This is a genomic window from uncultured Christiangramia sp., from assembly GCF_913046405.1.
In the GTDB taxonomy this organism is placed as follows: domain Bacteria; phylum Bacteroidota; class Bacteroidia; order Flavobacteriales; family Flavobacteriaceae; genus Christiangramia; species Christiangramia marina.
The window spans coordinates 1-22,564 of the sequence record NZ_CAJWRQ010000045.1 but is presented as its reverse complement, the minus strand read 5'-3'; the positions used below and the strand labels follow the sequence as shown (position 1 = coordinate 22,564).

The window sequence follows — 22,564 nt, the reverse complement described above, 5'->3', positions numbered from 1 at the left end:
ATCAAAAGAGTAATTAAATTGATATCACCATGAGCTCCAGCTCTAACAGCTCCCTTTGGCTCTTCCGTGATTGGTGGGTAATGTATTGGTCTTAAAATACTGTTTCCATTACTTGCCCAATAATCAAAATAATGCTCTTCTAAACCAATATATAAAGCAAGGGCACGAAGCACGTAAATACCAGTTTTTTCCAGCATTCTATAAGCTTCCATCCCAGTTTCATTAAAATCTGGTAATTCTTCAACCTGTACATTTTCAGGATATTCTTCAGACAGTTTCGCATCTTCTGAAGGTTCCTGTCCAAAATGCCAGAACTCCTTCAGATCTCCTTCTTTTTTACCTTTAGCATGCTCCTTTCCGAAGGAAATATAACCTCTTTGTCCAGCCAGCCCTTCAATCTCATAGTTCTTCTTAGTTTCAACCGGTAAGTCGAAAAAAGATTTTACTTCTTTGTAAAGATTATCAACCAGATTATCACTTAAAAAATGATTTTTAAGAGCTACAAAACCTATTTCTTCATAAGCTTTACCAATCTCGTTAACGAACTTTTCTTTTCTTTTAGGATCTTCCGAAAGAAAATCGGCGAGATCTACACTGGGAATATTATTCATTGCCATATAGCGCTTTTAAAATTTTAGGTAACAAACAAAGTTAAGTAAAATTAAGTAATTCATGGATTTTTAGACTCCATTCAACTTTATAATTTTACTTACATTTATCGAACAAATTATAATTTATGTCTTCCGTAGATACTTCCCAAACCAACATACAATACAAATCCAGTATTCATGATACCGAGACACTGCAAGATCTGTATTATGCCATTTTAAAACCCAGAATGATCGAAGAAAAAATGTTGATCTTGCTGCGTCAGGGTAAAATTAGTAAATGGTTTAGTGGAATTGGGCAGGAGGCGATCTCTGTAGGAGTTACCAGAGCTTTATATAAGCATGAGTATATTTTACCTATGCATCGAAATCTAGGTGTTTTTACTACCCGGGAAATTCCATTAAAGCGCTTATTCGCTCAATGGCAGGGGAAAGCCTCTGGTTTTACAAAGGGTAGAGATCGGAGTTTTCATTTTGGAACACAGGAATTTAATATAGTAGGAATGATCTCTCATCTTGGACCACAGCTTGGAGTGGCAGATGGTATTGCACTTGCTAGCAAACTCAAAAATGAAGGATCTGTAACTGCAGTGTTTACAGGTGAAGGGGGTACCAGCGAAGGTGATTTTCATGAAGCTTTGAATATAGCGTCTGTTTGGGATCTACCTGTTTTGTTCTGTATCGAGAATAATGGTTACGGACTCTCAACTCCAACTACAGAACAGTATAGATGTAAGGACCTTGCAGATCGCGGTGCTGGCTACGGGATGGAAGCGCATATCATTGATGGTAACAATATTCTCGAAGTTTATGAGAAAATTTCAGAAATAGCTGAAAGTATGAGGGTTGAACCAAGGCCGGTTCTTGTGGAATTCAAGACTTTCAGAATGAGAGGACATGAGGAAGCCAGTGGTACCAAATATGTTCCGCAGGAATTAATGGATGAGTGGCAGGCAAAAGATCCTGTGATCAATTTTGAAAATTTCCTTCTGGAACATAAAATTATATCCCATGACCAGATTTCAGAAATTAAAGAAAAAATTTTACTGGAGATCAACGAGCATCTCGATATCGCTAATTCTGAAGCAATCGTCTCCGCCAATCTGGAAACTGAATTGAATGACGTGTACGCTAATTATAATTTTGAAGAAGTTCAGCCTGGATCTACAACTTCAGAGTTGAGATTTATAGATGCCATTGCTGAATCTGTTTCAGGATCTATGGAACGTCATCCCGATCTGGTACTTATGGGACAGGATATTGCCGATTACGGTGGTGTTTTTAAGATTACTGATGGTTTGCTTCATAAATATGGTAAGGAAAGAATTCGCAATACGCCAATATGTGAGTCGGCAATAGTGGGTACTGCCATGGGTTTATCCATTAAGGGCATGAAAGCTATGGTTGAAATGCAATTTAGTGATTTTGTAAGTTCAGGATTCAATCCAATCGTGAATTATCTTGCTAAAGTGAACTATCGCTGGAACCAGAATGCCGATGTGGTCATTAGAATGCCTTGTGGCGGCAGTGTAGGTGCAGGACCATTCCATAGCCAGACAAACGAAGCCTGGTTTACAAAAATCCCCGGATTAAAAGTCATTTATCCTGCTTTTCCTGCTGATGCGAAAGGTTTGTTGAATACCGCATTTAATGATCCTAATCCCGTATTATATTTCGAGCACAAAGCTCTTTATCGAAGTATCAGGCAGGAAGTTCCAGAAGGATATTACACTACAGAATTTGGAAAAGCCTCCTTGATTAGAGAGGGTAGCAATGTTACTATCATCACTTATGGTGCAGGTGTGCATTGGGCCATGGAAATACTGGATGAGTTGAAAATAGATTCTGCAGATCTGCTTGATCTTCGAAGTTTACAACCGCTTGATAATAGAGCAATTTGTAAATCTGTTACGAAAACAGGAAAGGCGATCGTGCTAACAGAAGATTCATTAACGGGTAGTTTTGCTTCAGAAATTGCTGCAATGATCTCTGAAGAATGCTTTGAGAGTCTTGATGCCCCAGTATATAGAGTGGGTTCTCTGGAAACACCGATCCCGTTCGCAAAAGAGCTGGAAAATCAATACTTACCAAAGGATCGCTTTAAATCAAAATTGCAGGAATTATTGAATTATTAGCAAGCTTTTATCATTAAATTGAGATAATTAAGATTAGTTAACACATTCTCTGTTAAATAATTAATAATCTTTTGTTGACGCCTTACTACTGCTGTAATTTAGATTCAACTAATCAATAAATCTATACATTATGGTACGTTTAATCGTCATTTTTCTGATTATTGCAATCGTTGCCGCAATCTTCGGTTTTGGAGGAATTGCAGACGGTGCAGCAGATATCGCGAAGATCATTTTTTATATCTTCCTTGTACTTCTGGTAATCTCATTACTAAGTCGTTTATTCAGAAGATAATCGAACAATAACATTCTAAATCCAGTGTGCTTCGGAACAATCCTTGTCACATTGGATTTTTACTTTTAAATCAAATCCTACATGAAAAAGATATTTATTTTACTTGCAACAATTGGACTGCTTGCTTCCTGTGGAGGAACGAGTAAAGTTGCCAAAGAGGCTAGAAAGAGCTTTGATGGTCAGTGGACACTAACAAGTGTAACCTATCCAAATAATCCCGGTCAGTTTAACGTGACTCTATTCAACGAAGCTCAGGCTTCCTGTTTTGAAAACAGCAACTGGGATTTTGTATCCAATAATAACCGAGGAACTTATACAGTTTCGGGAACAGGTTGCGACGGGGAAACAAACCAGTTTATTTGGTCTATCGATGAAGAGAATACCCCTCAGGGAATCTATGATTTTCTTCTGAAGCCTACTAATGAAGATTACAAATCTACAACGGGAAATGAAGGATTCAGACTGAACTTACAAAGTTTAACTGATACTAATATGACCTGGTCACAAACAGTGAGTCTTGATGGTTCACCGTTTACAATCAAAATGAATTTTACTAAACAATAATTATACAGAAAGCTATGAAAACAGTGATTAATAGAATGTTCGTAATACTTTTTGCATCCACACTTTTATTTGGATGTGATGCAGTAAAGAACGCAAACAATAAACAAAAAGGTGCCGTGATAGGTACTGCAGGTGGAGCCGTAATTGGTGGAGTTATTGGAAATAACACCGGAGATGGGAATTCTGCTCTTGGATCTATCATTGGTGGTGTAGTTGGTGGAGCAGCCGGAGCCATCATTGGTAACAGAATGGATGAACAGGCTAAGAAGATCGAGAACGAGATTCCTGGAGCTGAAGTTGAAAGAGTTGGTGAAGGTATCAACGTTACTTTTGATGAGAATAGTGGAGTTTATTTTGACACCGAGAAATATACCATCAACGCGAAATCTCAGGAAGCATTGAATAAGCTTGCTGGTATTTTTAAAGAATATCCTCAAACAAACGTACTTGTTGAAGGTCATACCGATAATACAGGTAGTGATAGTTATAATCTTACTCTATCTAAAAACAGAGCACAAGCAGTAACTGGATACCTTGTAGATAACGGAATTGAGAAAGGAAGATTTACTACCAAATGGTATGGTGAGACTCAACCAAAGTATGATAATTCTACTGCTGATGGAAGAGCAAAGAATAGAAGAGTAGAGCTTGCTATAGTTGCGAATGATGAATTAAAGGAAGAAGCGAAAGAACAGGCCGAGCAGCAGGAAGGTAATTAAGATTATGTTTAAATAATTTCTGAAAGATCCCGGTTTATACCGGGATTTTTTGTGATTAATAAGTAAATTCAAAGAATGAATTCAAGGGATGTTATTATACTGGGAGGGGGACTTGCAGGTCTTGTTGCGGGGATACATCTCGTGAACTCAGGCGCGAATGTTTGTTTGATTGAGAAAGACTCATATCCAGGACATAAGGTATGTGGAGAGTACTTATCTAATGAAATAAAACCATACTTAGAATTTCTCGGGCTTGATCTAGGGAGTGTTCACCTCCCAGAACTTTCAAGAATGCAATTTAGCACCCAGAAGGGTAATATGCTGGAATGTAAACTAGATCTTGGAGGAATGGGTATAAGCAGATACACTTTAGATCATTTATTGTATCAGAAATTTTTAGACGCGGGAGGTGAAATTATCCAGACTACTGCTGAAAATTGTAAATTTTATGGGGACATTTTTTTAGTTCATTGCAAGGATGGTCAGACTCTCGAAGCAAATTTTGTGTTAGGTGCATATGGCAAGAGATCCAGTCTTGATAAGCGCCTGAGGCGATCTTTTATAAATAAAAAATCTGCATGGATGGCTGTTAAGGCGCATTACGAAAATCACGATTTTCCTGATGATCTGGTTGCATTGCATAACTTTCAGGGAGGATATTGCGGACTATCAAAAACCGATCTTGGTACCGTGAATGTTTGTTATCTGGCTGCTTATGAATCATTCAAGAAATATGGTAACATCAAATCATATGAGAACAAGGTTCTTAGCCGCAATCCGTATTTAAAGGATTTCTTTCAGAATTCAATAATGATCTTCGAAAAACCCCTGAGTATCGCACAAATTTCATTTGATAATAAGGAATTGGTCGAGGATCATATTATTATGATCGGGGACGCTGCAGGTTTAATTCATCCTTTATCTGGTAATGGAATGGCAATGGCCATACGTAGCGCTAAGATGGCTTCGGAAGCCTTATTAGAGTTTAAACTTAATCCTAAGAATCGTGAAAGGGTAGAATCAAACTACGCTTATTCCTGGAAAAATAATTTTAGAATAAGAATGAAAACTGGCAGGATACTTCAGAAGGTACTAATGCACCAAAAACTGAGCAATTTCTCTCAAAGTTTTGTTCAGAAAGTACCCGGATTATTACCAAAGATCATTAAACTAACCCACGGAAAACAAATGCATGTCTGAAATAGATACAACAAAAAGATCTCTTGAGCCGGAGATCATGGACGATTTTGACTTTAGAGGTGAAGAATTGAGAATTACTCTGGAGGATCTTGAAAAGGTCAATTCCTGGCTGGGAGGTAATCAAATTAGTATTGATGGTCTGAAGCAACTGGATCTTGATAAAAATAAAAAAATCTCAATCGTAGACGTGGGTTGTGGTAATGGCGCGATGCTTCGAAAAATAGCAGATTGGGGCAGAATGGAGAAGTTGAAATTAAAATTGACAGGTGTAGATGCGAATGCATTTGCCATCGTAATTGCACAAGATTTATCCACAGATTATCCTGAATTAGATTTTGTAACTCAGAATATTTTTAGTTCAGAATTTCGCAGTTCAAAATTTGACGTGGTGATGTGTACGCTAACATTGCATCATTTCAAGGATTCCCAGATTCCGGAAATTTTGCATCAGTTCTACGATCAGTCTAATATAGCAGTGATCATCAATGACCTGCAACGTTCAGCATTAGCTTACAGATTGTTTCAATTGTTCTGCGCGGTATTTGTGAACAACGAAATTGCTAGAAAAGACGGCCTCATCTCAATTTTGAGAGGTTTTAAGGAGCATGATATTAATAAATACATGAATACCATTAAAGTGGATACCTACTCGATCGAATGGAAATGGGCTTTCAGATATTTATGGATCATTAACAAATAAAAGGATGAGTGTACATATAGTAAATGTCGAAAAGCAATTACCGGAATATTCTCGGGAAACCAGGCATATCATTCCCCTGGTAGAAGATTGGCTTGGTGAACAGGATGACAGATTCCGTAGAAAAATTGTCAAGATTTTTGAAGGAGCAGCCGTAGATAGGCGCTATTCGATCATGGATCCTGAGGAAGTCTTTACTATGACTTCATTCGAGGATAAAAATAATATTTATGTTAGAGAGGTTAAGAAGCTGGGTAGCCAGGTTTTAATAAAGTCGCTGGCTGCGGCAAACTGGGATGCTCAAAGTATCGATTATATTATAACCGTAAGTTGTACTGGAATCATGATTCCTTCTCTCGATGCTTATTTGATCAACCAATTAAAATTGAAACAGGATATTACTCGTTTGCCAGTTACCGAAATGGGCTGTGCGGCAGGTATCTCCGGTATGATATATGCTCACAATTTTTTGAAATCAAATCCCGGAAAACGTGCCGCTGTTATTGCGGTTGAAAGTCCTACAGCCACCTTTCAACTTTCAGATCTAAGTATGGCGAATATGGTAAGTGCCGCAATTTTCGGGGATGGGGCGGCTTGTGTATTACTTTCTTCTGAAGAAGGTCTTGATAGCCCGAGAATTATTGGAGAAGAAATGTACCATTTCTATGATGCGACGCAAATGATGGGCTTCGATCTCAAGAATGAAGGTCTGCAAATGATTCTTGATCCGGCAGTTCCTGAAACTATCTCTCAGCATTTCCCGAAAATCGTTCATCCTTTTCTCGAAAAACATGGGTCTTCTATAGAAAAAGTGGATCATTTAATATTTCATCCAGGTGGAAAAAAAATAGTGCAGACTGTTTCTGAACTTTTTGGTAACTTAGGTAAGAATATTTACGATACTCGCGAAGTATTGAAATTATTCGGAAATATGAGCAGCGCCACGGTACTTTATGTTCTGGAAAGATTTCTGGATAAAGATATTGCTAAGGGCGAGCAGGGTTTGATGTTAAGTTTTGGACCTGGTTTTTCTGCTCAACGAATTTTGATAGAATGGTAAAAGACTTCAGAAATACAGATTATTGGGCGGTCATACTTGGAGGTAGCAGTGGTCTTGGGTATGCCAGCGCAAAGAAGCTTGCAAACCACGGAATGAACATAATTATAATTCACCGCGACAGAAGATCTGAAATTGAAGATATCGAAGACGCCTTTGAAAGTATACGCAAAACCGGTGTGGAATTTCGTAGTTTTAATACAGATGCAATTCAGAAGGAGAACAGGAATGAACTCGTTCTAAATATCAAGAAATCTCTTGGTAAACATGGTAAGGTTAGAACCCTTCTACATAGTATCGCAAAGGGAAATTTGAAGCCAATGCTAGGAGAAGAACAAACTCTAAGCAATATTGATTTTCAATTGACCATAGATGCCATGGCACTAAGCTTGTACGACTGGACTCAGGAACTATATAAAAATGACCTTTTCGCGAAAGATGCACGTGTGATTGCTTTTACCAGTGAAGGAAACAAAAAGGCATGGAAAAATTATGCTGCAGTTTCAGCAGCAAAAGTAACCCTGGAATCCTTAACCAGAGGTATTGCTCTTGAATTTGCTGAAAAAGGTATCCGCGCAAATTGTATTCAGGCTGGTATAACGGTTACTAGATCTTTTCAAATGATTCCGGGCAATCAAACGCTAAGGGAGCATGCTTTAAAACACAATCCATTCAAAAGATTGACGGTTCCGGATGATGTCGCAAACGTGGTCTATTTACTGAGTAAAGATGAAGCTTCCTGGATCACCGGCAGTATTATTCCTGTTAACGGCGGTGAGCATTTAATGTAAATTCGCAGTCCTTGAAAAGCATAGATATAGTTTCCAAATTACCTTATTCAGCACCTTTTCTATTTGTAGACGAAATAACCTCTATAAGCGAGAATGCTATTGAGGGCAATTACTTTTTTGATAAATCACATGATTTTTATCGTGGACATTTTAAGGAAAATCCCGTAACTCCGGGAGTGATCCTGGCTGAATGTATGGCCCAAATTGGTGTGGTATCCCTTGGAATCTACTTGGTAAGTAAGGAGGAGGCTGCTTCAGGAACCCCTAGAATTGCAATGACATCTTCGAACGTAGATTTTATAAAACCCGTTTATCCCGGAGAAAAAGTATTTGTAAAGTCTGAAAAAAAATATTTTAGATTTAATAAATTAAAGTGCATGGTGATCATGACAGATACTCAGGATAATATTTTATGCCGGGGTGAAATTTCGGGAATGATTTTAAAATCTAAATCATGAGTAGAAGAGTTGTGATTACTGGATTAGGGGTTGCCGCGCCAAATGCAATAGGCCTTAATCAATTTGACCAGGCTTTGAGGAACGGCACTAGCGGAATTAAATTCTACCAAGATTTAAAAGATCTTAATTTCAGCTGCCAGATAGGAGGGAAGCCACCGGTTACTCAGGAGATGATAAACAATTATTTCAATCCACTTCAACAAAAAGGTTTAAATAGCAGCGGACTCATTTATGGAGTGATGGCTGGTGTAGATGCCTGGAAAGATGCTATGCTTCCAATTTCTTCGGAAGAGGAACCTGACTGGAATTCAGGGATCATTTTTGGTACAGGAATTCTGGGAGTAGATAAATTTAGAGAAGCAATTCATCTGATTGATGCCGGAAAAACCAGAAGATTGGGAAGCACTAGTGTGATTCAGACAATGGCCAGCGGTATCAGCGCTTATTTGGGCGGAATGCTTGGTTGCGGTAACCAGGTAACCACAAATTCTTCTGCATGTACTACAGGAAGTGAAGCGATCATCATGGGGTACGACCGGATAATCTCAGGAAAGGCTGAAAGAATGCTGGTTGGAAGTTGCGGCGATGATGGCCCTTATGTTTGGGGAGGATTTGACGCGATGAGGATTCTTCCGGGTAAGTACAACGATAATCCGGAAAAAGCTTCCAGACCAATGAGCGCAACTGCTTCGGGCTTTGTGCCGGGTAGTGGGGCAGGAGCTTTGCTACTTGAATCATTGGATTCTGCTTTGGAAAGAGGGGCTAATATTTATGCGGAAGTACTTGGTGGAGCTATCAATAGTGGCGGTCAGAGAGCTGGTGGAAGTATGACCGCAGCGAATAATGAAGCAGTGCAAAGATGTATAAAGGATGCAATCAGTTTTTCTAGAATTCAGACTGAAGATATAGACTATATCAATGGTCATCTCACAGCTACTACAAGAGACGCTACAGAAATCAAGAACTGGACTTCTGCCCTCGGACTTTCAGGAGTATATTTTCCGAAGATTAATTCTCTTAAAGGAATGACCGGACATTGTTTGAGTGCTTCTGGTTCAATTGAAAGTGTTGCAAGTATACTTCAGATTAAAAATCAATATGTATTCGGAAATATAAACTGCGAAGATATTCATACAGATATAACAGCTTTGATTGACGACTCCTGTATTCCGAAGAAAACAATGGACTACGATATTAATATTGCAGCTAAAGCTAGTTTTGGTTTTGGAGATGTAAACGCGGTTACTATCTTTAAACGGTATAAAAAATAATAGATGACCAATCGGGATATAATTTCTAAGATTAAAACGATCGTCACTCCATATACTCAGCGAAAAGAGGGTCTTTCAGAATTTGATGAAAGCACCAACTTTTTGAATGACCTGGAGATCAATTCTGCTAATCTTGTAGATGTAGTACTGGATGTTGAAGATGAATTTGATATTGAAATCGATAATGAATCTATGGAAGGAATGATGACCGTAGGTGACGCCAGGGATATCATCATCAAAAAACTGAATGATTGATCATTGGAAATGACCTCATAGATCTTGAGATCGTGTTGGGTAAACCAAGATTAAAAAATGATCGCTTTTTATCCAAAGTTTTTACAGATAGTGAAATTAGTCAAATTTATTCACAGTCTCATCCGGAACTGGCAATCTGGAAAATGTGGTCGATGAAGGAAACGGCTTATAAAGCTCATCAAAGGCTCTTTCAAATTCCAGCCAGGCTTGATCCGGTCACTTATGAATGTGATCTTTATAATCTATGTGTTATTAAAGAGCAGAAGAACTATAGCATTAATTTAGAACAGGACGAGAATCATATTTATTCCTGGCTTGAGTTTAAAAATTTAGATCATATAAAAATTCCATATTCTACTAATTATAAATCCGATTTTATAAAAGAGTTTGCTATTCGAACAGACCTCGATCTTCGAAATATCGAACTCCGAAAAAATCACATTGGAATTCCAGAATTGTTTCTGAAACATCTCGGGGCCAACTTGCCAATTTCGATCACACATCATGGCAGGTTTGCTGCGATTTGCTTTCCGTTAATTAACTGCTAAAAGCAGTTAAACATTTAAAAACTCCGTTGTTGTCTCTTCGCCTCTTTTGTATCTTCAATCAAGAAATCAAAAATAAAAATTATGAAGCAAGTAGATAAAATGGAGATCGTTCACAGTCAGTCAGCTGAGTTTATTGAACAAGGCGAACAGGGAAAATTTTTGAAAATGATCCCTGATACTTTTCTTATCAAGGGAGATGAAGTGGATGGTAAGTACAATCAAGGTTATGCTATAAGACATTTAAATAGAAGAGATATACTTTTAATTGATGTTGTTGAAAAATCTTCAAAAGCTGCCGTAAAGAAATTTGTGGAAGAAGGTTACCAGATCAAAGGTATCTTAATCACCTGTGATGTTATTCTGAAAACAGCTTATGCAGATTTGAAAACTATTTCTGAAGATGCTGGTGGTGCTGCAATTTATGCTCATCCAAGAAATAACATTAAAGACGATTTTAAAACAAAAGATATTACGAAAAGAGATCCTGTACTGGACAGTTTCTCTATTAATATATTTGACCTTCCAGGTGCCAGTGGAGCATCTGTAGTTGTTTATTCTGAAATTAATGACGGAATGTTGTTTCCAGGAGAAGACGCGGTAGGATCTGATTATTCTTCTGATCTGAATACTTTTTCCAGACCTGAAAAGACTAACGCAAATAACGATTTTGGTTTAGCTGAAAGCTGGGCTGCTTTCGATACTGAATTCAGCTTTCTATTTCCACGCAAGGGAAAACCTGGTTTCAATTTAGAAGAAGGAAATCAAATTGATATCCTGAACTCTCTTGGAAAAAGCTAGTTTCATAAATACTATTATCTAATATATTCAAAGGTTGTTTAGATAAACATTACACGATCACGATTGCCCTGAATTCAGCAAATCCGTCGATGTAGTTTCTCTTAAAAACAACCTTTTTTCTATTGATCTTTATCGGAAGTCTGAACTATAACTTCTTCAATCTCACTTCTACTTGATAGAATTTAGTTCCGCAGGAAATAATTAGATAGTGATTCATACATAGGATAAGAACAAGAAAATCACTGCCTTAACTAAGGTTCTGTTAAACTCCTGCTTACTTCAGCCAAAACTATATAACTTAAAGAATAAAATAACCAACCATGTCAAAATTGAATGTCACCCAAAAATTAATTAAAGAACATTTACTGGAAGGAGAGATGACTCCTGGAAAGGAAATAGGAATTAAAATAGATCAGGCACTACTTCAGGATGCTACAGGAACCCTTGTACAATTGGAGCTGGAAGCAATGGGACTTAAGAAAGCTCAGACAGAAGTTGCAGTACAGTATGTGGATCACAACCTGCTTCAAACCGACTTTAAAAACGCTGATGATCACCTTTTTCTGCATTCCGCGGCTGAAAGATTTGGTCTTTGGTATAGCAGACCGGGAAATGGGGTAAGCCATCCCGTTCATATGCAGAGATTTGGAAAGCCAGGAAAAACCATGGTAGGATCAGATAGTCACACTCCAGCAGCCGGTTCTTTAGGAATGCTGGCGATAGGTACTGGAGGTCTTGATGTTGCTTCAGCAATTGCAGGGCAGCCGTATTTTGTAAAGATGCCTGAAGTGATGGGAGTGAAATTAACTGGAAATCTACCAGATTGGGTGAGTGCCAAAGATGTGATTCTTGAAATGCTTAGACGTTATGATGTAAAAGGTGGAGTAGGGAAGGTTATCGAGTATTATGGAGATGGTCTTAAAAATTTAAGTGCGATGGATCGCCACGTGATCGCAAATATGGGCGCTGAACTTGGAGCTACCACTACTGTATTTCCTAGTGATGAAGAAACAAAAAGATTTTTAAAATCTCAGGACAGAGAATCAGACTGGGTAGAACTACTGGCAGATGAAGGTTGTGAATATGAATATCATGATGAAATTATTCTTGATGATCTTATTCCGCTTATAGCACTTCCAACCAGTCCAGGAAATGTTGTTCCAGTATCTGAGGTTGCAGGCAAAAGTATTAGCCAGGTAGTTATAGGATCTTCGGCAAACCCTGGACTAAGAGACTTCTGGATCGCTGGAGCAATAGTGGAAGGGAAATCTGTGAATACAGATGTATCATTTGATATAAATCCTACTTCAAGACAAATGATTCAGAATATGATCGAGAACAGAGCGTTTGCCAACCTTATTAAGGCAGGAGCAAGGTTTCATCAATCTGGATGTATGGGATGTATTGGCATGGGTCAGGCACCAGCATCCGGAACCATCAGTTTAAGGACCATGCCTAGAAATTTCCCAGACAGATCTGGAACCAAAGATGACCAGGTACATTTATGCAGTCCTGAAACCGCAGCAGCTTCAGCATTAACTGGAAAGATCACAGATCCAAGAGACCTGGAGAAATTATATGATATGAAATACCCTAAATTTCAACATCCGGAGATTGAGATCATTAATACTGATATGCTGGTGGCTCCCCCGGAAGATGGAACAAATGTAGAACTTGTTAAAGGCCCGAACATAAAGAGCTTACCGCATATAGACCCAATTTTAAATGAATATGAAGTACCTGTACTATTGAAAATGGGTGATAATGTCTCTACAGACGAAATATTAAAGGCAGGTGCCGAAGTTTTACCTTTCCGAAGTAATTTACCTGAAATTAGTAAATATGCATTTACCGTAATTGATGAAACCTATTATGATCGAGCGATGGATACTAAAGAAAGCCATGGCGGTCACATTGTAGTAGCCAAGGATAATTATGCGCAGGGATCGAGTAGAGAACATGCTGCAATTGCTCCTAAATATCTTGGTCAGGTAGCGGTAATAGCGAATTCTTATGCAAGAATCGCGTGGCAGAATTTGGTGAATTTTGGAATTTTACCATTGGAATTTATAGACATATCAGATTATGAAAAGATTGAACAAGCTGATATCGTGAAATTTGAAAATCTTCAAAGAGATATTAAGGAAAGAAATAATATCAAAGTGGTGGTTAAAAAGGAAAATGGAAATGAAGAAACCTTCGAAACAAAACATTCTATGAGTGATAGACAAATTCAGGTTCTGTTGAAGGGTGGAATAATAAATGAATTCAAAGAGAAATTAGAGCAGAAAGATTTAACTGCATAATTCATTCAAGTATATATATTAAAAAAACCCTCAAATTAGAGGGTTTTTAATTTTTATAAGATTCTCAATACTAGTGAGAACTCATTTTTGCTTTACGTTTTTCACATTGTCTGTCCAGATCACGAACGGTTTCAGCGATAGATGCTTCGTAAGAGTTCTCGTTTGACTGGGCAAATATTTCCGGTCCTGGAGCGCTTAATCTAACTTCAGTAATATATCCATTTGGTTTTTGATTTTCATCATGTTTAAAATAGATATTTGCTCTTACGATCCAGTCATATTTGTTTTCAAGCTTTTCTAGTTTCTTTTCAGTAAAAGCTTCAAGATTTTCACTTTTATCGATGTCTACAAATTCAAATACAGTTTCCATTTAATTCAATTTTTTGATTGTTTAAATTAACCCAATATTGCTTGAGACACCAAGCCTGTTATGGCTCTTTTAGCAAAGTTTTAATAAAGTATTTAGAGCACAGTTTTACATACTTAAAGTATTTCTAATAAATAGATAAAGAATATAAAACAAGCATTGCAGGGCAGGTTCAATCATTATTTTTGTTACATGAAAACAACGGACTTACCAAAGAAGATGATGGGAAGAGCTATTTCCCTGGCAAAAGAAGGAGCTGAAAGCGATAACGGTGGTCCATTTGGAGCAGTGATCACGAAAGGAGAAGAGGTCATAGCAGCAACTTACAATAGAGTTTCTGGCGATCAGGATTGCACACAGCATGCTGAGCTAAGAGCAATACAGTTAGCTTGCAAGCAATTAGGAACTAAAAACCTGGAAGGCTGCGTTTTATACACCAGTTGCGAACCCTGCATGATGTGTCTTGGGGCAGCTCATTGGGCAAATTTCGACTATATTTACTATGCTGCTTCTGCAGAAGATGCTAAGCAAAATGGATTCCTTTACTCAGATATGTATTATAATTCCACTACTGAGAATAGGCATCAGGAGTTTAAAATGATTCAGCTATGTCGAGATGAGGCCTTAAAGGTCTGGCTCAAGAAATAATATATTTTACCCTACTCAAAATGACATATGGATAACAATCAGAAGAATGAAAAAGCTAATAAAGTAAATAGAGAATTAGACAATCAGGACTCCCAGGATAAAACCATGACTAAAACACATGGTGAGATTTTAAAAGAACAGATCATTGAGGGTTGTGAAACCTATGATCGTAGTAAGAGTAGTATTTTACTGAGTTCCTTTACTGCTGGGTTAGAAATTGGTTTTAGTTTTCTTATGTTATGCTCATTATTCAGCTTTCTGGAAGGTAAAGTTGCTGAAGAAACTATATTTAAACTAATAGCCTTAGTTTATCCTTTAGGCTTTATATTGGTTGTTTTAGGAAAATCCATATTATTTACAGAACAGACTTCTTTATTAGCATTGCCGGTATTAAATAACCGTAGAAGTGTCTGGAGCTTATTCCAGATCTGGGGAGTGGTTATTTTAGGAAACCTGGCAGGAGGGATGCTTATAGCTCTTACAGTTTCATGGCTTGGCTCCGGATTGAATTTGTTTGAGGCAGAAGTCATTGCTAAAATTGGTGAACACTTTGTAGACTACGATATCTTAACAATCTTCTTAAGTGCTATTATGGCTGGTTGGTTAATGGGACTTTTAAGCTGGTTGGTCACTTCTTCTAAGGAAACTACGGCGGAGATCCTAATAATTTATCTGATTACAGCAGTAATGGGCTTTACAGGATTACATCATAGTATTATTGGTCATATTGAAATTTTTGCGGGGATGCTAGTTTCAGATAAGATTACTTTTCTGGTATATTTAAAAACCCTGGTTACTGCATTAGCGGGTAACGCTGTTGGTGCTACCGTATTTGTAGCATTACTAAAGTACAGAGCATTTGTATTTAATATTAAGATGTAAGAACGAATGTTAAACTCAAATTAATCCTGAGGTTATAGATACTCAATTAATTAAATTAAGATAAAAATTATGGCAAACACTAGCGATAAAGATCAGGCCGACTGGCAGAAGAATTCAGGGAGACCATCTAATTTCAATGAAAAAGATGAGAGTCTTTACAAGGGAGAAAATGGTAACCTCAGAGTAAAAAAAGAGAAAAATGGTCTTAGTGATGAAGAAGACAAGACAATTCAGGATACTTTAGATAGTCTCGAAGGAAACGAGGAAGAATGAATAAGTACGTTCTATTTATAATTGGATTACTTAGCCTGGCACTCCTTTCTGCATGTAAAAGCACCAAAGGCGACACTTCAGACTTGAGCGAGTTGCGATTGCTAATTGAATCAAGATCTTTTGACATAGAAAATAACTGGGCGTTACCTTTACGTGGCGCTCAGATTAATCTGCTTACGAACGATAATCATTTAAGGTTTAGAAAGGATTCAATTGATATCTTTTTACCATATTTTGGAGTAAGGCAGTTTTCTGTGGGATATAATGCTGAAGCAGGTATTCGTTATGAAGGAATTTTAAATGATCTGGAAATAGATTCCAGCTACGCAGATAAAGTGAAATTGAGATTCGAAACCAGTATTGGGACTGAACAGATTAGATATATCATAACGATGTATCCCGATGGAAAATCTAATTTACAGCTACTAATGAATCAACGGGATAATATTTCGTATAGAGGCTTTTATGATGAGCAAAATGTAGAGTAAATTACTCTATTTTACATAATATAAATTATAGTTCAAATATATATACCTGGAATTCTTGAGCACACTTACATTTTTAGTCTATTTCTCATCTATATCTTTTCTTTTCTTCGGAATAAGCTGTTTCACGACGAAACATATGAAATCCGAATTTGTACGTTACGGTCTCACGAGTTACCTTAAACTTGTAGGAACATTACAGATTCTTGGAGCTATCGGTTTACTTGCAGGCTATTATTATGAACAAATCCTGGTAATAAGTTCCGCAATTGGACTTGCGGTGCTAATGATCTTTGGTTATGGAGTACGTAGAAAAATAAAAGATAATTTTATACAATCTGCACCTTCATTTATCTATGCTATTTTCAATATTTACTTAGCATATACATTATACGCCTTTAATTATTAGCCTTGTTCTTCAAGTAACCCTTTAAACTCCTTGAATAGTAAATCTAGTTTAGGTTTTATATATCTAGTGCAAAATGGTCGCTGAGGATCTGTTTGATAGTAATTTCTAATTTCAGGACGGGATTCCTCAAATGATGCTAACTCCAGGACTTTTGTAACTATTTTTGCCCCAATGCTATTGCTAATAATTTTCAAAGCTTTGCTGGTTTTTTCCAGTTCCATTTTAAGAAACACGTATACAGCCGACCGGTATTTGTGCCGCATACTGTGATCTTTCATACTTTGATGAGTTTTCAAATGGATTAAGATTAGATCTTCCAGCTTTACTAATTCTGGATTGTATTCCAATATAATTCCTTCAAAGAATTGATCTGGAGATTTCTTAGCAGATATATATCCTTGTCGTACATTATGAACTCCATTAACAGCTTTAAACACTGCTTCAGTACACCAATGACAGCCACCTCCGAGTCCTATCTTCATGAATTTAACTTTTAACTATCTTCTTAGTTTCAACGAATGCGTAAATTTATAAAAACTGTTTTATGTGTTATCGTACTAAATTGAATAAAAAGATCTTTTCCCTGGAAAAATCACTGGATGCCAGGTTCTTGGAACCAGATAAATACCAGCCACAACTAGAGATTAATGCATTTAGTTTTTCTGAAACTCCTGTAATTACCTACGATAGTCCTGGCGAAATACAACTATTTCAGTGGGGTTTGATTCCCTTCTGGGCTAAGGATGATTCTATTAAAAAAATGACTTTAAATAGTAAAATAGAAACTGCAGCAGAAAAACCAGCTTTCAGAAATTCAGTAGATAATAGATGCCTCGTGATTGCTGAAGCCTATTACGAATGGCAATGGCTGGACCCCAAGGGTAAAACCAAACAAAAATTCATTTTAGAACCCAAGGATCAGGAGATATTTGCTTTTGCCGGAATATTTTCTACCTGGAAGAATCCTGAAAATAACAATATTATTAACTCCTACTCTATTCTAACTACACAAGCCAACGAATTAATGAGCAAGGTTCATAACAATAAAAAACGGATGCCGGTAGTCTTAAAACCTCAGGATCATAAAAACTGGTTGCAAGGTAGTGATCTTAGAAATTTTGCCTTTCCATATGATGTACCACTAACAGCTACCCCTATCGATTAATCATACTGCACCCACCAGTTTACTTTTTTGTTACTGTGAATTGTAAATACTTCTCCTGGTTCCGGTATACAATATTTTTGATCTTTTGCTGCATCGATAAATCTTTCTACGGGATCCAACCAGGAATGCAATGAAAGTGCAAATCCAGCCCAATGCACAGGCATCATATTCTTAACTTGAGCATCTCTGGCTGCCTGCACACATTCTTCCGGAAACATATGAATTTGTTTCCATTTCTCATCATATTGTCCGCACTCCATAAATCCAAAATCAAATGGACCCAATCTGTGACCAATTTCCTGGAAATGACGACCGTAACCACTATCTCCGCTAAACCAGATATTTTCTGTCGCGGTTTTTAGATTCCAACCACCCCAAAGTCCCTGAGCTCTGTCATTTATACCTCTACCCGAGAAATGTCGTGTTGGTGTGAAAGTTATATCAATGCCTCCAATATTGGTATATTCCCACCAATCATACTCGGTGATCTTAGAAGATTCGATTCCCCATCTTCCCAAATGTCTTCCTACACCCAAAGCGGTATGAAAAAGCTTAGTTTTATGTTGAAGTTTTTTTATGCTCTTAAGATCGAGATGATCATAATGATCATGTGATAAAAGAACAATGTCGATCTCCGGAAGTTCATCCAGAATTTGTAAGGTATTATTTGAAAAGCGTTTAATGCGAAATGGTGAAATTGGTGCAGCATTAGGGCCGAGCATTGGATCTATAAGAATTGTAAGCCCATTGATACGTAGCAATATCACAGAATGCCCGAACCAGATCATTTTACCTTCTACTGAAGGCTTTAAAAATTCTTGTAAATTAAAAGCTTTGATCTTAATTTCCTTCGTAGGCTGCCGACCATTCTTCTCAAAAAACTGTTTGTACAATAGTTTAGGAATATCTTTAATATTGATATCCATTCCGGTATTTTCCAGATTCATGAACCTGGCTTCTTTCCAGTTTTCAGATCGTTCGTATCTCTTTATATTCTCTTCAGATGCTTTAGCACCAAATTGATCAAACATAATTATTTGATGATAGTTCCATCTGGTTTAAACATGACATCTTTGTTTTTACCTTTCTGCTTAAACTCCACATCGAAAAACTCACCTTTGGTGGCTGATTGTACATGTTCAACTTCAGTGATCTCATATTCTGAATAATCCTTTTTAATGATATCTAATATGACTTCTGGAAGTTCTTTCTTCTTTATATCATTTTCTGTCTCTACCCAGGTCCCATCAGCATTGAAATCTGCACGATATTTTTCTCTGTCTTTCTTAAAATGAGATTCCCAGTAGCCGTGGTCATCCTTTTCCCAGTCAGGATCATTTTCCCCCGGGTATTTCTTCTGAAATGCAGTCTTAACTGCTTCCGGAACGGTATCTTCCTCTTTTTTGTTTTCCTGGCAGCTCATCACGCTGATACTAAGAGCAAACACTCCAGCATATATAAATCTTTTCATAATGGTAATTTTTATAAAACTAAAAACTTAATTTCAGGGAGTTTCAAACGAAATCATAAAGTTTCTCAGGTATCGAAATTCAAGTCTAGTTCCTGTAGTGTGGCTTTCCGAAGTGGTTTGGATAGAAAGGCTTTGACCATGGAATATTTGGTTTTTTCCAACTCAAAATCTTCAATAGCCGATGTTAGAATATAAATTTCAAATATATTCTTAATGCTGGAATCAAACATTTGAAATTTATCCAGAAAATCCCAGCAAGTCATAGTAGGCATGTTTACATCCAGAAATAAGACAATTTTTTTTTTGAGCTTCCTTTTTTACTAAAGATGGAAAATAATATAAGGCTTGCTCAGGTTTCTGAAATACTGTTACACTTGCATTGGAATCGAATTTCTCGATCACCAATTTACAGATGAGATTATTGGTAGGATCATCATCTACGATAATATAATCATGGATTTTCACTTTTTGAATTTACAACTTTGTTTGGGAACTGAATAGTTAATTTGGTCCATTCATTAGGTTCACTTTCAATACTAATTTTGCCTCCAATTAGATCAAGCTGAGTTTTTACCATAAATAATCCCATTCCTTTCCCTTCTATATGGTGATGATGTCTTTTTTATAATTAGAATAATTCTTTTCTATTTTTACCCAATTCGATCCCTAGTCCGTTATCAAGGAACGTTAACGTATTAAGCTCGATACCAGAGCTACTGGAGATTTGAAGAATGAGCTCTCTCTCAGGATGCTTATACTTTTATACTGTTCAAAATGATATTATAGAACACACTATGCAAATAACTCCTAGAAGTAAGCATTGAATCAAAATCATTAAAATTTGTTTTGATAGTTATCTGGTCTTCAGAAAGCAATGCACCTGTAATATGGAGGACATTATTTGTCAAACATTTATAATCTACCAGTTCCCTGGAATTATTATAGTCGGCTTTGACCTTAAGAATATTATTAAGATCACGAACTACCGTATCCAATCGCTTAACATTATTAAGCATATCGCAAACAAGTTTATTACGCATGTCTTGATCGATATCTTCATCTGCAATAATCTCAGAAATACCAATAATATTAGCAACTGGTGCACGTAAATTATGGGAGACTATATAACTAAACTGCTCGAGACCTTTGTTAGCGCTAACAAGTTCATTCGTGTAGCTAGTAAGATTTTCATTAAGTTCTCTTAGCTTGTTTTCAGATTTTTAGTCTGCTTATATCTGAGAAAATACAGATTACTCCACTAAGATTGCCATCCTGATCAAGAATCCCAGACATGGTTATTTGAACCGGAAAAACAGTTCCATCGCTTTTTCTACCGTTATACTGACTATTAAAAGTATGATTGTAGGAGAGCTTTTCTAAAATTTCTTTTAGTAAATCTGATTCATGAAGATCTGGAAACATTAATTCCACAAGCTTTTCATCTCTTACTTCTTCAAATTTCCAGCCTTATATTTTTTCAGCTGCCGCATTAAAGAATTTTATATTCCCTTCAGTATCGGTTGCTACCACCCCCTGCCCTATTTTACTTAGGATATTAGCTTGAAACTTATTCTCATCTTCAGCTTTGACTATATCAGAAATATCTATCCCAACACATTGTATTTCACTCTCTCCATTATCGCTCTTTAAAAATACGATATCCGATATGGTAGCTTTATTATGTTCGTTTTTACCCAATTTAGTAATCTCAATCTGGTAATTTCTAAATGGGTTTTTTAAACATTTTGTGATGATTTCCTGTATCTTCTCATACCTACTTGGAAGAGAATTAATTAGACTATTCTCACCAATAAGGTCATTTCCAGGGTATAGCCATCCGAAATCATCTATATAGCGTTCATTACAATATGTGAAATTACCTTTTGTGTCCAGTCTCACAAAGTAATTCGTTTGAGACTGAATCAAACTCTTATACCTGTTTTCACTGATGGCTAATTTTTCAAAATTCAATTTCTTTTCGGTTATATCCTGTAAAGTTCCTTTACCACCAACAATTTCTTCCCCATCCATCAAGGGACTTACGATAATATTTAACCATTTAAATCCTGAATTAGAGACGTGAATACGTAATTCTATATTTTTCGTTTCACCACGGTTTAATACCGAACCTTTAAGATCTTCAAAAACCTGAATATCTTCTTGAAAGACAAGAGTTCTAAATTCATCAATTTTAAGATCATCACATTGGATCTCTAAAATACTTCCAACTTCACCAGAACAGTATACCGAATTTTCTTTGAGATTTAATTCCAGATAGCCAATTCGGGCAATCTTTTCTGCATATTTTAATTTTTGTGCTGTATCATTGATTTGTCGTACATGTTCCTTGTGTTCCGTAATATCCCGAATGATTGTAGCGGTTTTTTTAATCTTCCTGCCCTCTCTTTTGAATGAAATAATCGATGAGGCAACTTCGGCTGGAAATATTGTCCCATCTTTTTTTACTAAATCAAGTTCAGATTTAGCTTTTCCGCTTATTCGACGTTCTTCTAATAATTCTGCGACTCTCGCTTCATCGGTATGTATCAGTTCACTTCTATGCATTCCAATAAGTTCAGACTCTTGCATGCCTAACATCAAACACATGGCAGGATTGGCAGACGTAATAATACCATTAGTTTTCGCCAGGATGATTCCATCAATACTATTTTCGTAGAAAGCTCTAAGCTTTTCATCCTTTTCCCTTAGTTGCCTATCTTTCAATTTTTCTTCAGTGATATCCCGAAACTTTACGATAACACCATCAATACCTTCATCGTTAAAATGGTTTTTAAAGATACATCTGAAGACTCTTATGGTATCTACTATTTCAATGTTGAGTATGTTTTCTATGCGATGCTCATTGTAATTACACTCATTAAATAATTCATAGAATTGAATAGGATTCTCGAATTTGATAACTTCATTAATTGTGGATCCCAGCACTCTTGTATGAGCTCTGAATAAATTTTGAATTGAAGGGCTACTATAGGTAATTTTGGCTTCACGGTTTAAGATGCAAACTATTTCATGTGAAGACTCCACTAGTTTACGAAATCTGTTCTCACTGAACCGAATCTGCTTTTCCATTTGCGAACGTTCCCGTTCTAATTTACATCGGCTAATTGCATTATGTATCGCAGGTACGAGCCTTTCAGGCCTATC

The 22,564-nt window shown here is 36.8% G+C and carries 29 protein-coding genes and 2 pseudogenes; 20 read left to right on the top strand and 11 right to left on the bottom strand.

Annotated elements, in window-relative coordinates:
- Nucleotides 1-611, bottom strand: a 611-nt coding sequence (locus QZ620_RS07690; RefSeq protein WP_295180447.1) for a 2-oxoglutarate and iron-dependent oxygenase domain-containing protein, incomplete at its 3' end; no start/stop codon positions are given.
- A gap of 125 nt (nt 612-736) precedes the next feature.
- Between QZ620_RS07690 and QZ620_RS07685 the strand changes: the two genes are divergently transcribed.
- From QZ620_RS07685 to QZ620_RS07620, 14 genes are all read left to right on the top strand, one after another.
- Complete coding sequence (locus QZ620_RS07685; protein WP_295180445.1) at nt 737-2,743, top strand: dehydrogenase E1 component subunit alpha/beta; 2,007 nt, start codon at nt 737-739, stop codon at nt 2,741-2,743.
- A 130-nt stretch (nt 2,744-2,873) separates the two neighbouring features.
- Nucleotides 2,874-3,035: a DUF1328 domain-containing protein gene (locus tag QZ620_RS07680; RefSeq protein WP_026916217.1), complete on the top strand. Its 162-nt coding sequence runs from the start codon at nt 2,874-2,876 to the stop codon at nt 3,033-3,035.
- A gap of 81 nt (nt 3,036-3,116) precedes the next feature.
- Nucleotides 3,117-3,599 (top strand): lipocalin family protein, encoded by a 483-nt coding sequence (locus QZ620_RS07675; RefSeq protein WP_295180443.1) that lies wholly within the window; start codon nt 3,117-3,119, stop codon nt 3,597-3,599.
- 14 nt (nt 3,600-3,613) lie between these two features.
- Complete coding sequence (locus QZ620_RS07670; protein WP_295180440.1) at nt 3,614-4,318, top strand: OmpA family protein; 705 nt, start codon at nt 3,614-3,616, stop codon at nt 4,316-4,318.
- Nucleotides 4,319-4,393: 75 nt separating this feature from the next.
- Nucleotides 4,394-5,518, top strand: coding sequence for an FAD-dependent monooxygenase (locus tag QZ620_RS07665; protein WP_295180439.1), 1,125 nt, complete (start codon nt 4,394-4,396; stop codon nt 5,516-5,518).
- Complete coding sequence (locus QZ620_RS07660; RefSeq protein WP_295180438.1) at nt 5,511-6,218, top strand: methyltransferase domain-containing protein; 708 nt, start codon at nt 5,511-5,513, stop codon at nt 6,216-6,218. The genes QZ620_RS07665 and QZ620_RS07660 overlap by 8 nt, the downstream gene beginning before the upstream one ends.
- Before the next feature lie 4 nt (nt 6,219-6,222).
- Nucleotides 6,223-7,275 (top strand): type III polyketide synthase, encoded by a 1,053-nt coding sequence (locus QZ620_RS07655; protein ID WP_295180437.1) that lies wholly within the window; start codon nt 6,223-6,225, stop codon nt 7,273-7,275.
- Nucleotides 7,269-8,063, top strand: coding sequence for an SDR family oxidoreductase (locus QZ620_RS07650; protein ID WP_295180435.1), 795 nt, complete (start codon nt 7,269-7,271; stop codon nt 8,061-8,063). The genes QZ620_RS07655 and QZ620_RS07650 overlap by 7 nt, the downstream gene beginning before the upstream one ends.
- 11 nt (nt 8,064-8,074) lie before the next feature.
- Nucleotides 8,075-8,521, top strand: a complete 447-nt coding sequence (locus QZ620_RS07645; RefSeq protein ID WP_295180433.1) for a hydroxymyristoyl-ACP dehydratase — start codon at nt 8,075-8,077, stop codon at nt 8,519-8,521.
- On the top strand, nt 8,518-9,792 hold the full coding sequence (locus QZ620_RS07640; protein ID WP_295180430.1) for a beta-ketoacyl synthase: 1,275 nt from the start codon (nt 8,518-8,520) through the stop codon (nt 9,790-9,792). The genes QZ620_RS07645 and QZ620_RS07640 overlap by 4 nt, the downstream gene beginning before the upstream one ends.
- A gap of 3 nt (nt 9,793-9,795) precedes the next feature.
- Nucleotides 9,796-10,047, top strand: coding sequence for an acyl carrier protein (locus tag QZ620_RS07635; protein ID WP_295180428.1), 252 nt, complete (start codon nt 9,796-9,798; stop codon nt 10,045-10,047).
- The gene (locus tag QZ620_RS07630; protein ID WP_295180427.1) at nt 10,044-10,595 is read left to right on the top strand and encodes a 4'-phosphopantetheinyl transferase superfamily protein; all 552 of its coding nucleotides are present in this window, start codon (nt 10,044-10,046) and stop codon (nt 10,593-10,595) included. Before QZ620_RS07635 ends, QZ620_RS07630 begins: the two co-directional genes overlap by 4 nt.
- Before the next feature lie 81 nt (nt 10,596-10,676).
- Nucleotides 10,677-11,393 (top strand): hypothetical protein, encoded by a 717-nt coding sequence (locus tag QZ620_RS07625; protein ID WP_295180425.1) that lies wholly within the window; start codon nt 10,677-10,679, stop codon nt 11,391-11,393.
- Nucleotides 11,394-11,713: 320 nt separating this feature from the next.
- A complete protein-coding gene (locus QZ620_RS07620) occupies nt 11,714-13,699 on the top strand; it encodes an aconitate hydratase (RefSeq protein ID WP_295180423.1) in 1,986 nt (661 codons plus the stop codon).
- A 70-nt stretch (nt 13,700-13,769) separates the two neighbouring features.
- Here QZ620_RS07620 and QZ620_RS07615 read toward each other — a convergent pair whose 3' ends face one another.
- Entirely contained in the window at nt 13,770-14,069 is a 300-nt protein-coding gene (locus tag QZ620_RS07615; protein WP_295180421.1) for an HPF/RaiA family ribosome-associated protein, read from the bottom strand.
- A 189-nt stretch (nt 14,070-14,258) separates the two neighbouring features.
- Between QZ620_RS07615 and QZ620_RS07610 the strand changes: the two genes are divergently transcribed.
- From QZ620_RS07610 to QZ620_RS07590, 5 genes are all read left to right on the top strand, one after another.
- Nucleotides 14,259-14,714: a nucleoside deaminase gene (locus QZ620_RS07610; RefSeq protein WP_295180420.1), complete on the top strand. Its 456-nt coding sequence runs from the start codon at nt 14,259-14,261 to the stop codon at nt 14,712-14,714.
- 27 nt (nt 14,715-14,741) lie between these two features.
- The gene (locus QZ620_RS07605) at nt 14,742-15,596 is read left to right on the top strand and encodes a formate/nitrite transporter family protein (RefSeq protein ID WP_295180419.1); all 855 of its coding nucleotides are present in this window, start codon (nt 14,742-14,744) and stop codon (nt 15,594-15,596) included.
- Nucleotides 15,597-15,665: 69 nt separating this feature from the next.
- Nucleotides 15,666-15,869 carry a hypothetical protein gene (locus QZ620_RS07600; RefSeq protein WP_295180418.1) on the top strand — a complete coding sequence of 68 codons (204 nt, stop codon included), beginning with the start codon at nt 15,666-15,668 and terminating at the stop codon, nt 15,867-15,869.
- The gene (locus QZ620_RS07595) at nt 15,866-16,357 is read left to right on the top strand and encodes a DUF4251 domain-containing protein (RefSeq protein WP_295180417.1); all 492 of its coding nucleotides are present in this window, start codon (nt 15,866-15,868) and stop codon (nt 16,355-16,357) included. Before QZ620_RS07600 ends, QZ620_RS07595 begins: the two co-directional genes overlap by 4 nt.
- A gap of 55 nt (nt 16,358-16,412) precedes the next feature.
- Nucleotides 16,413-16,763 (top strand): DoxX family protein, encoded by a 351-nt coding sequence (locus QZ620_RS07590; RefSeq protein ID WP_295180415.1) that lies wholly within the window; start codon nt 16,413-16,415, stop codon nt 16,761-16,763.
- On the opposite strand, the gene QZ620_RS07585 is transcribed toward QZ620_RS07590, so the two are convergent.
- Nucleotides 16,760-17,245, bottom strand: coding sequence for a peptide-methionine (S)-S-oxide reductase (locus QZ620_RS07585; protein WP_295180414.1), 486 nt, complete (start codon nt 17,243-17,245; stop codon nt 16,760-16,762). The two genes, QZ620_RS07590 and QZ620_RS07585, sit on opposite strands and share 4 nt — an antisense overlap.
- A 62-nt stretch (nt 17,246-17,307) precedes the next feature.
- Between QZ620_RS07585 and QZ620_RS07580 the strand changes: the two genes are divergently transcribed.
- A complete protein-coding gene (locus tag QZ620_RS07580; RefSeq protein WP_295180412.1) occupies nt 17,308-17,928 on the top strand; it encodes an SOS response-associated peptidase in 621 nt (206 codons plus the stop codon).
- On the opposite strand, the gene QZ620_RS07575 is transcribed toward QZ620_RS07580, so the two are convergent.
- From QZ620_RS07575 to QZ620_RS07550, 8 genes and pseudogenes are all read right to left on the bottom strand, one after another.
- On the bottom strand, nt 17,925-18,959 hold the full coding sequence (locus tag QZ620_RS07575; protein ID WP_295180410.1) for an MBL fold metallo-hydrolase: 1,035 nt from the start codon (nt 18,957-18,959) through the stop codon (nt 17,925-17,927). The genes QZ620_RS07580 and QZ620_RS07575 overlap by 4 nt on opposite strands.
- Before the next feature lie 2 nt (nt 18,960-18,961).
- Nucleotides 18,962-19,399 carry a PepSY-like domain-containing protein gene (locus QZ620_RS07570; RefSeq protein ID WP_295180408.1) on the bottom strand — a complete coding sequence of 146 codons (438 nt, stop codon included), beginning with the start codon at nt 19,397-19,399 and terminating at the stop codon, nt 18,962-18,964.
- Nucleotides 19,400-19,464: 65 nt separating this feature from the next.
- The gene (locus QZ620_RS07565) at nt 19,465-19,662 is read right to left on the bottom strand and encodes a hypothetical protein (protein ID WP_295180407.1); all 198 of its coding nucleotides are present in this window, start codon (nt 19,660-19,662) and stop codon (nt 19,465-19,467) included.
- Nucleotides 19,637-19,864: a hypothetical protein gene (locus QZ620_RS07560; protein WP_295180405.1), complete on the bottom strand. Its 228-nt coding sequence runs from the start codon at nt 19,862-19,864 to the stop codon at nt 19,637-19,639. The genes QZ620_RS07565 and QZ620_RS07560 overlap by 26 nt, the downstream gene beginning before the upstream one ends.
- On the bottom strand, nt 19,851-20,003 hold the full coding sequence (locus QZ620_RS13870; RefSeq protein WP_366935449.1) for an ATP-binding protein: 153 nt from the start codon (nt 20,001-20,003) through the stop codon (nt 19,851-19,853). Before QZ620_RS13870 ends, QZ620_RS07560 begins: the two co-directional genes overlap by 14 nt.
- A 148-nt stretch (nt 20,004-20,151) precedes the next feature.
- Nucleotides 20,152-20,526 (bottom strand): annotated as a pseudogene (locus QZ620_RS07555) (hypothetical protein); the annotation flags it as partial.
- 85 nt (nt 20,527-20,611) lie between these two features.
- Nucleotides 20,612-20,854 (bottom strand): annotated as a pseudogene (locus QZ620_RS13865) (PAS domain-containing protein); the annotation flags it as partial.
- A gap of 12 nt (nt 20,855-20,866) precedes the next feature.
- The coding region (locus tag QZ620_RS07550; protein ID WP_295180401.1) for a PAS domain S-box protein at nt 20,867-22,564 on the bottom strand (1,698 nt) is incomplete at its 5' end.

What these genes read in the sequence shown, in the direction of transcription:
- QZ620_RS07580 (WP_295180412.1), top strand. Translation starts at nt 17,308, where the DNA reads ATGTGTTATCGTACTAAATTGAATAAAAAGATCTTTTCCCTGGAAAAA.
- QZ620_RS07575 (WP_295180410.1), bottom strand. Translation starts at nt 18,959, where the DNA reads ATGTTTGATCAATTTGGTGCTAAAGCATCTGAAGAGAATATAAAGAGA.
- QZ620_RS07640 (WP_295180430.1), top strand. Translation starts at nt 8,518, where the DNA reads ATGAGTAGAAGAGTTGTGATTACTGGATTAGGGGTTGCCGCGCCAAAT.
- QZ620_RS07620 (WP_295180423.1), top strand. Translation starts at nt 11,714, where the DNA reads ATGTCAAAATTGAATGTCACCCAAAAATTAATTAAAGAACATTTACTG.
- QZ620_RS07615 (WP_295180421.1), bottom strand. Translation starts at nt 14,069, where the DNA reads ATGGAAACTGTATTTGAATTTGTAGACATCGATAAAAGTGAAAATCTT.
- QZ620_RS07585 (WP_295180414.1), bottom strand. Translation starts at nt 17,245, where the DNA reads ATGAAGATAGGACTCGGAGGTGGCTGTCATTGGTGTACTGAAGCAGTG.
- QZ620_RS07675 (WP_295180443.1), top strand. Translation starts at nt 3,117, where the DNA reads ATGAAAAAGATATTTATTTTACTTGCAACAATTGGACTGCTTGCTTCC.
- QZ620_RS07570 (WP_295180408.1), bottom strand. Translation starts at nt 19,399, where the DNA reads ATGAAAAGATTTATATATGCTGGAGTGTTTGCTCTTAGTATCAGCGTG.
- QZ620_RS07565 (WP_295180407.1), bottom strand. Translation starts at nt 19,662, where the DNA reads ATGACTTGCTGGGATTTTCTGGATAAATTTCAAATGTTTGATTCCAGC.
- QZ620_RS07605 (WP_295180419.1), top strand. Translation starts at nt 14,742, where the DNA reads ATGGATAACAATCAGAAGAATGAAAAAGCTAATAAAGTAAATAGAGAA.
- QZ620_RS07595 (WP_295180417.1), top strand. Translation starts at nt 15,866, where the DNA reads ATGAATAAGTACGTTCTATTTATAATTGGATTACTTAGCCTGGCACTC.
- QZ620_RS07685 (WP_295180445.1), top strand. Translation starts at nt 737, where the DNA reads ATGTCTTCCGTAGATACTTCCCAAACCAACATACAATACAAATCCAGT.
- QZ620_RS07680 (WP_026916217.1), top strand. Translation starts at nt 2,874, where the DNA reads ATGGTACGTTTAATCGTCATTTTTCTGATTATTGCAATCGTTGCCGCA.
- QZ620_RS07600 (WP_295180418.1), top strand. Translation starts at nt 15,666, where the DNA reads ATGGCAAACACTAGCGATAAAGATCAGGCCGACTGGCAGAAGAATTCA.
- QZ620_RS07625 (WP_295180425.1), top strand. Translation starts at nt 10,677, where the DNA reads ATGAAGCAAGTAGATAAAATGGAGATCGTTCACAGTCAGTCAGCTGAG.
- QZ620_RS07650 (WP_295180435.1), top strand. Translation starts at nt 7,269, where the DNA reads ATGGTAAAAGACTTCAGAAATACAGATTATTGGGCGGTCATACTTGGA.
- QZ620_RS07635 (WP_295180428.1), top strand. Translation starts at nt 9,796, where the DNA reads ATGACCAATCGGGATATAATTTCTAAGATTAAAACGATCGTCACTCCA.
- QZ620_RS07610 (WP_295180420.1), top strand. Translation starts at nt 14,259, where the DNA reads ATGAAAACAACGGACTTACCAAAGAAGATGATGGGAAGAGCTATTTCC.
- QZ620_RS07660 (WP_295180438.1), top strand. Translation starts at nt 5,511, where the DNA reads ATGTCTGAAATAGATACAACAAAAAGATCTCTTGAGCCGGAGATCATG.
- QZ620_RS07655 (WP_295180437.1), top strand. Translation starts at nt 6,223, where the DNA reads ATGAGTGTACATATAGTAAATGTCGAAAAGCAATTACCGGAATATTCT.
- QZ620_RS07665 (WP_295180439.1), top strand. Translation starts at nt 4,394, where the DNA reads ATGAATTCAAGGGATGTTATTATACTGGGAGGGGGACTTGCAGGTCTT.
- QZ620_RS07670 (WP_295180440.1), top strand. Translation starts at nt 3,614, where the DNA reads ATGAAAACAGTGATTAATAGAATGTTCGTAATACTTTTTGCATCCACA.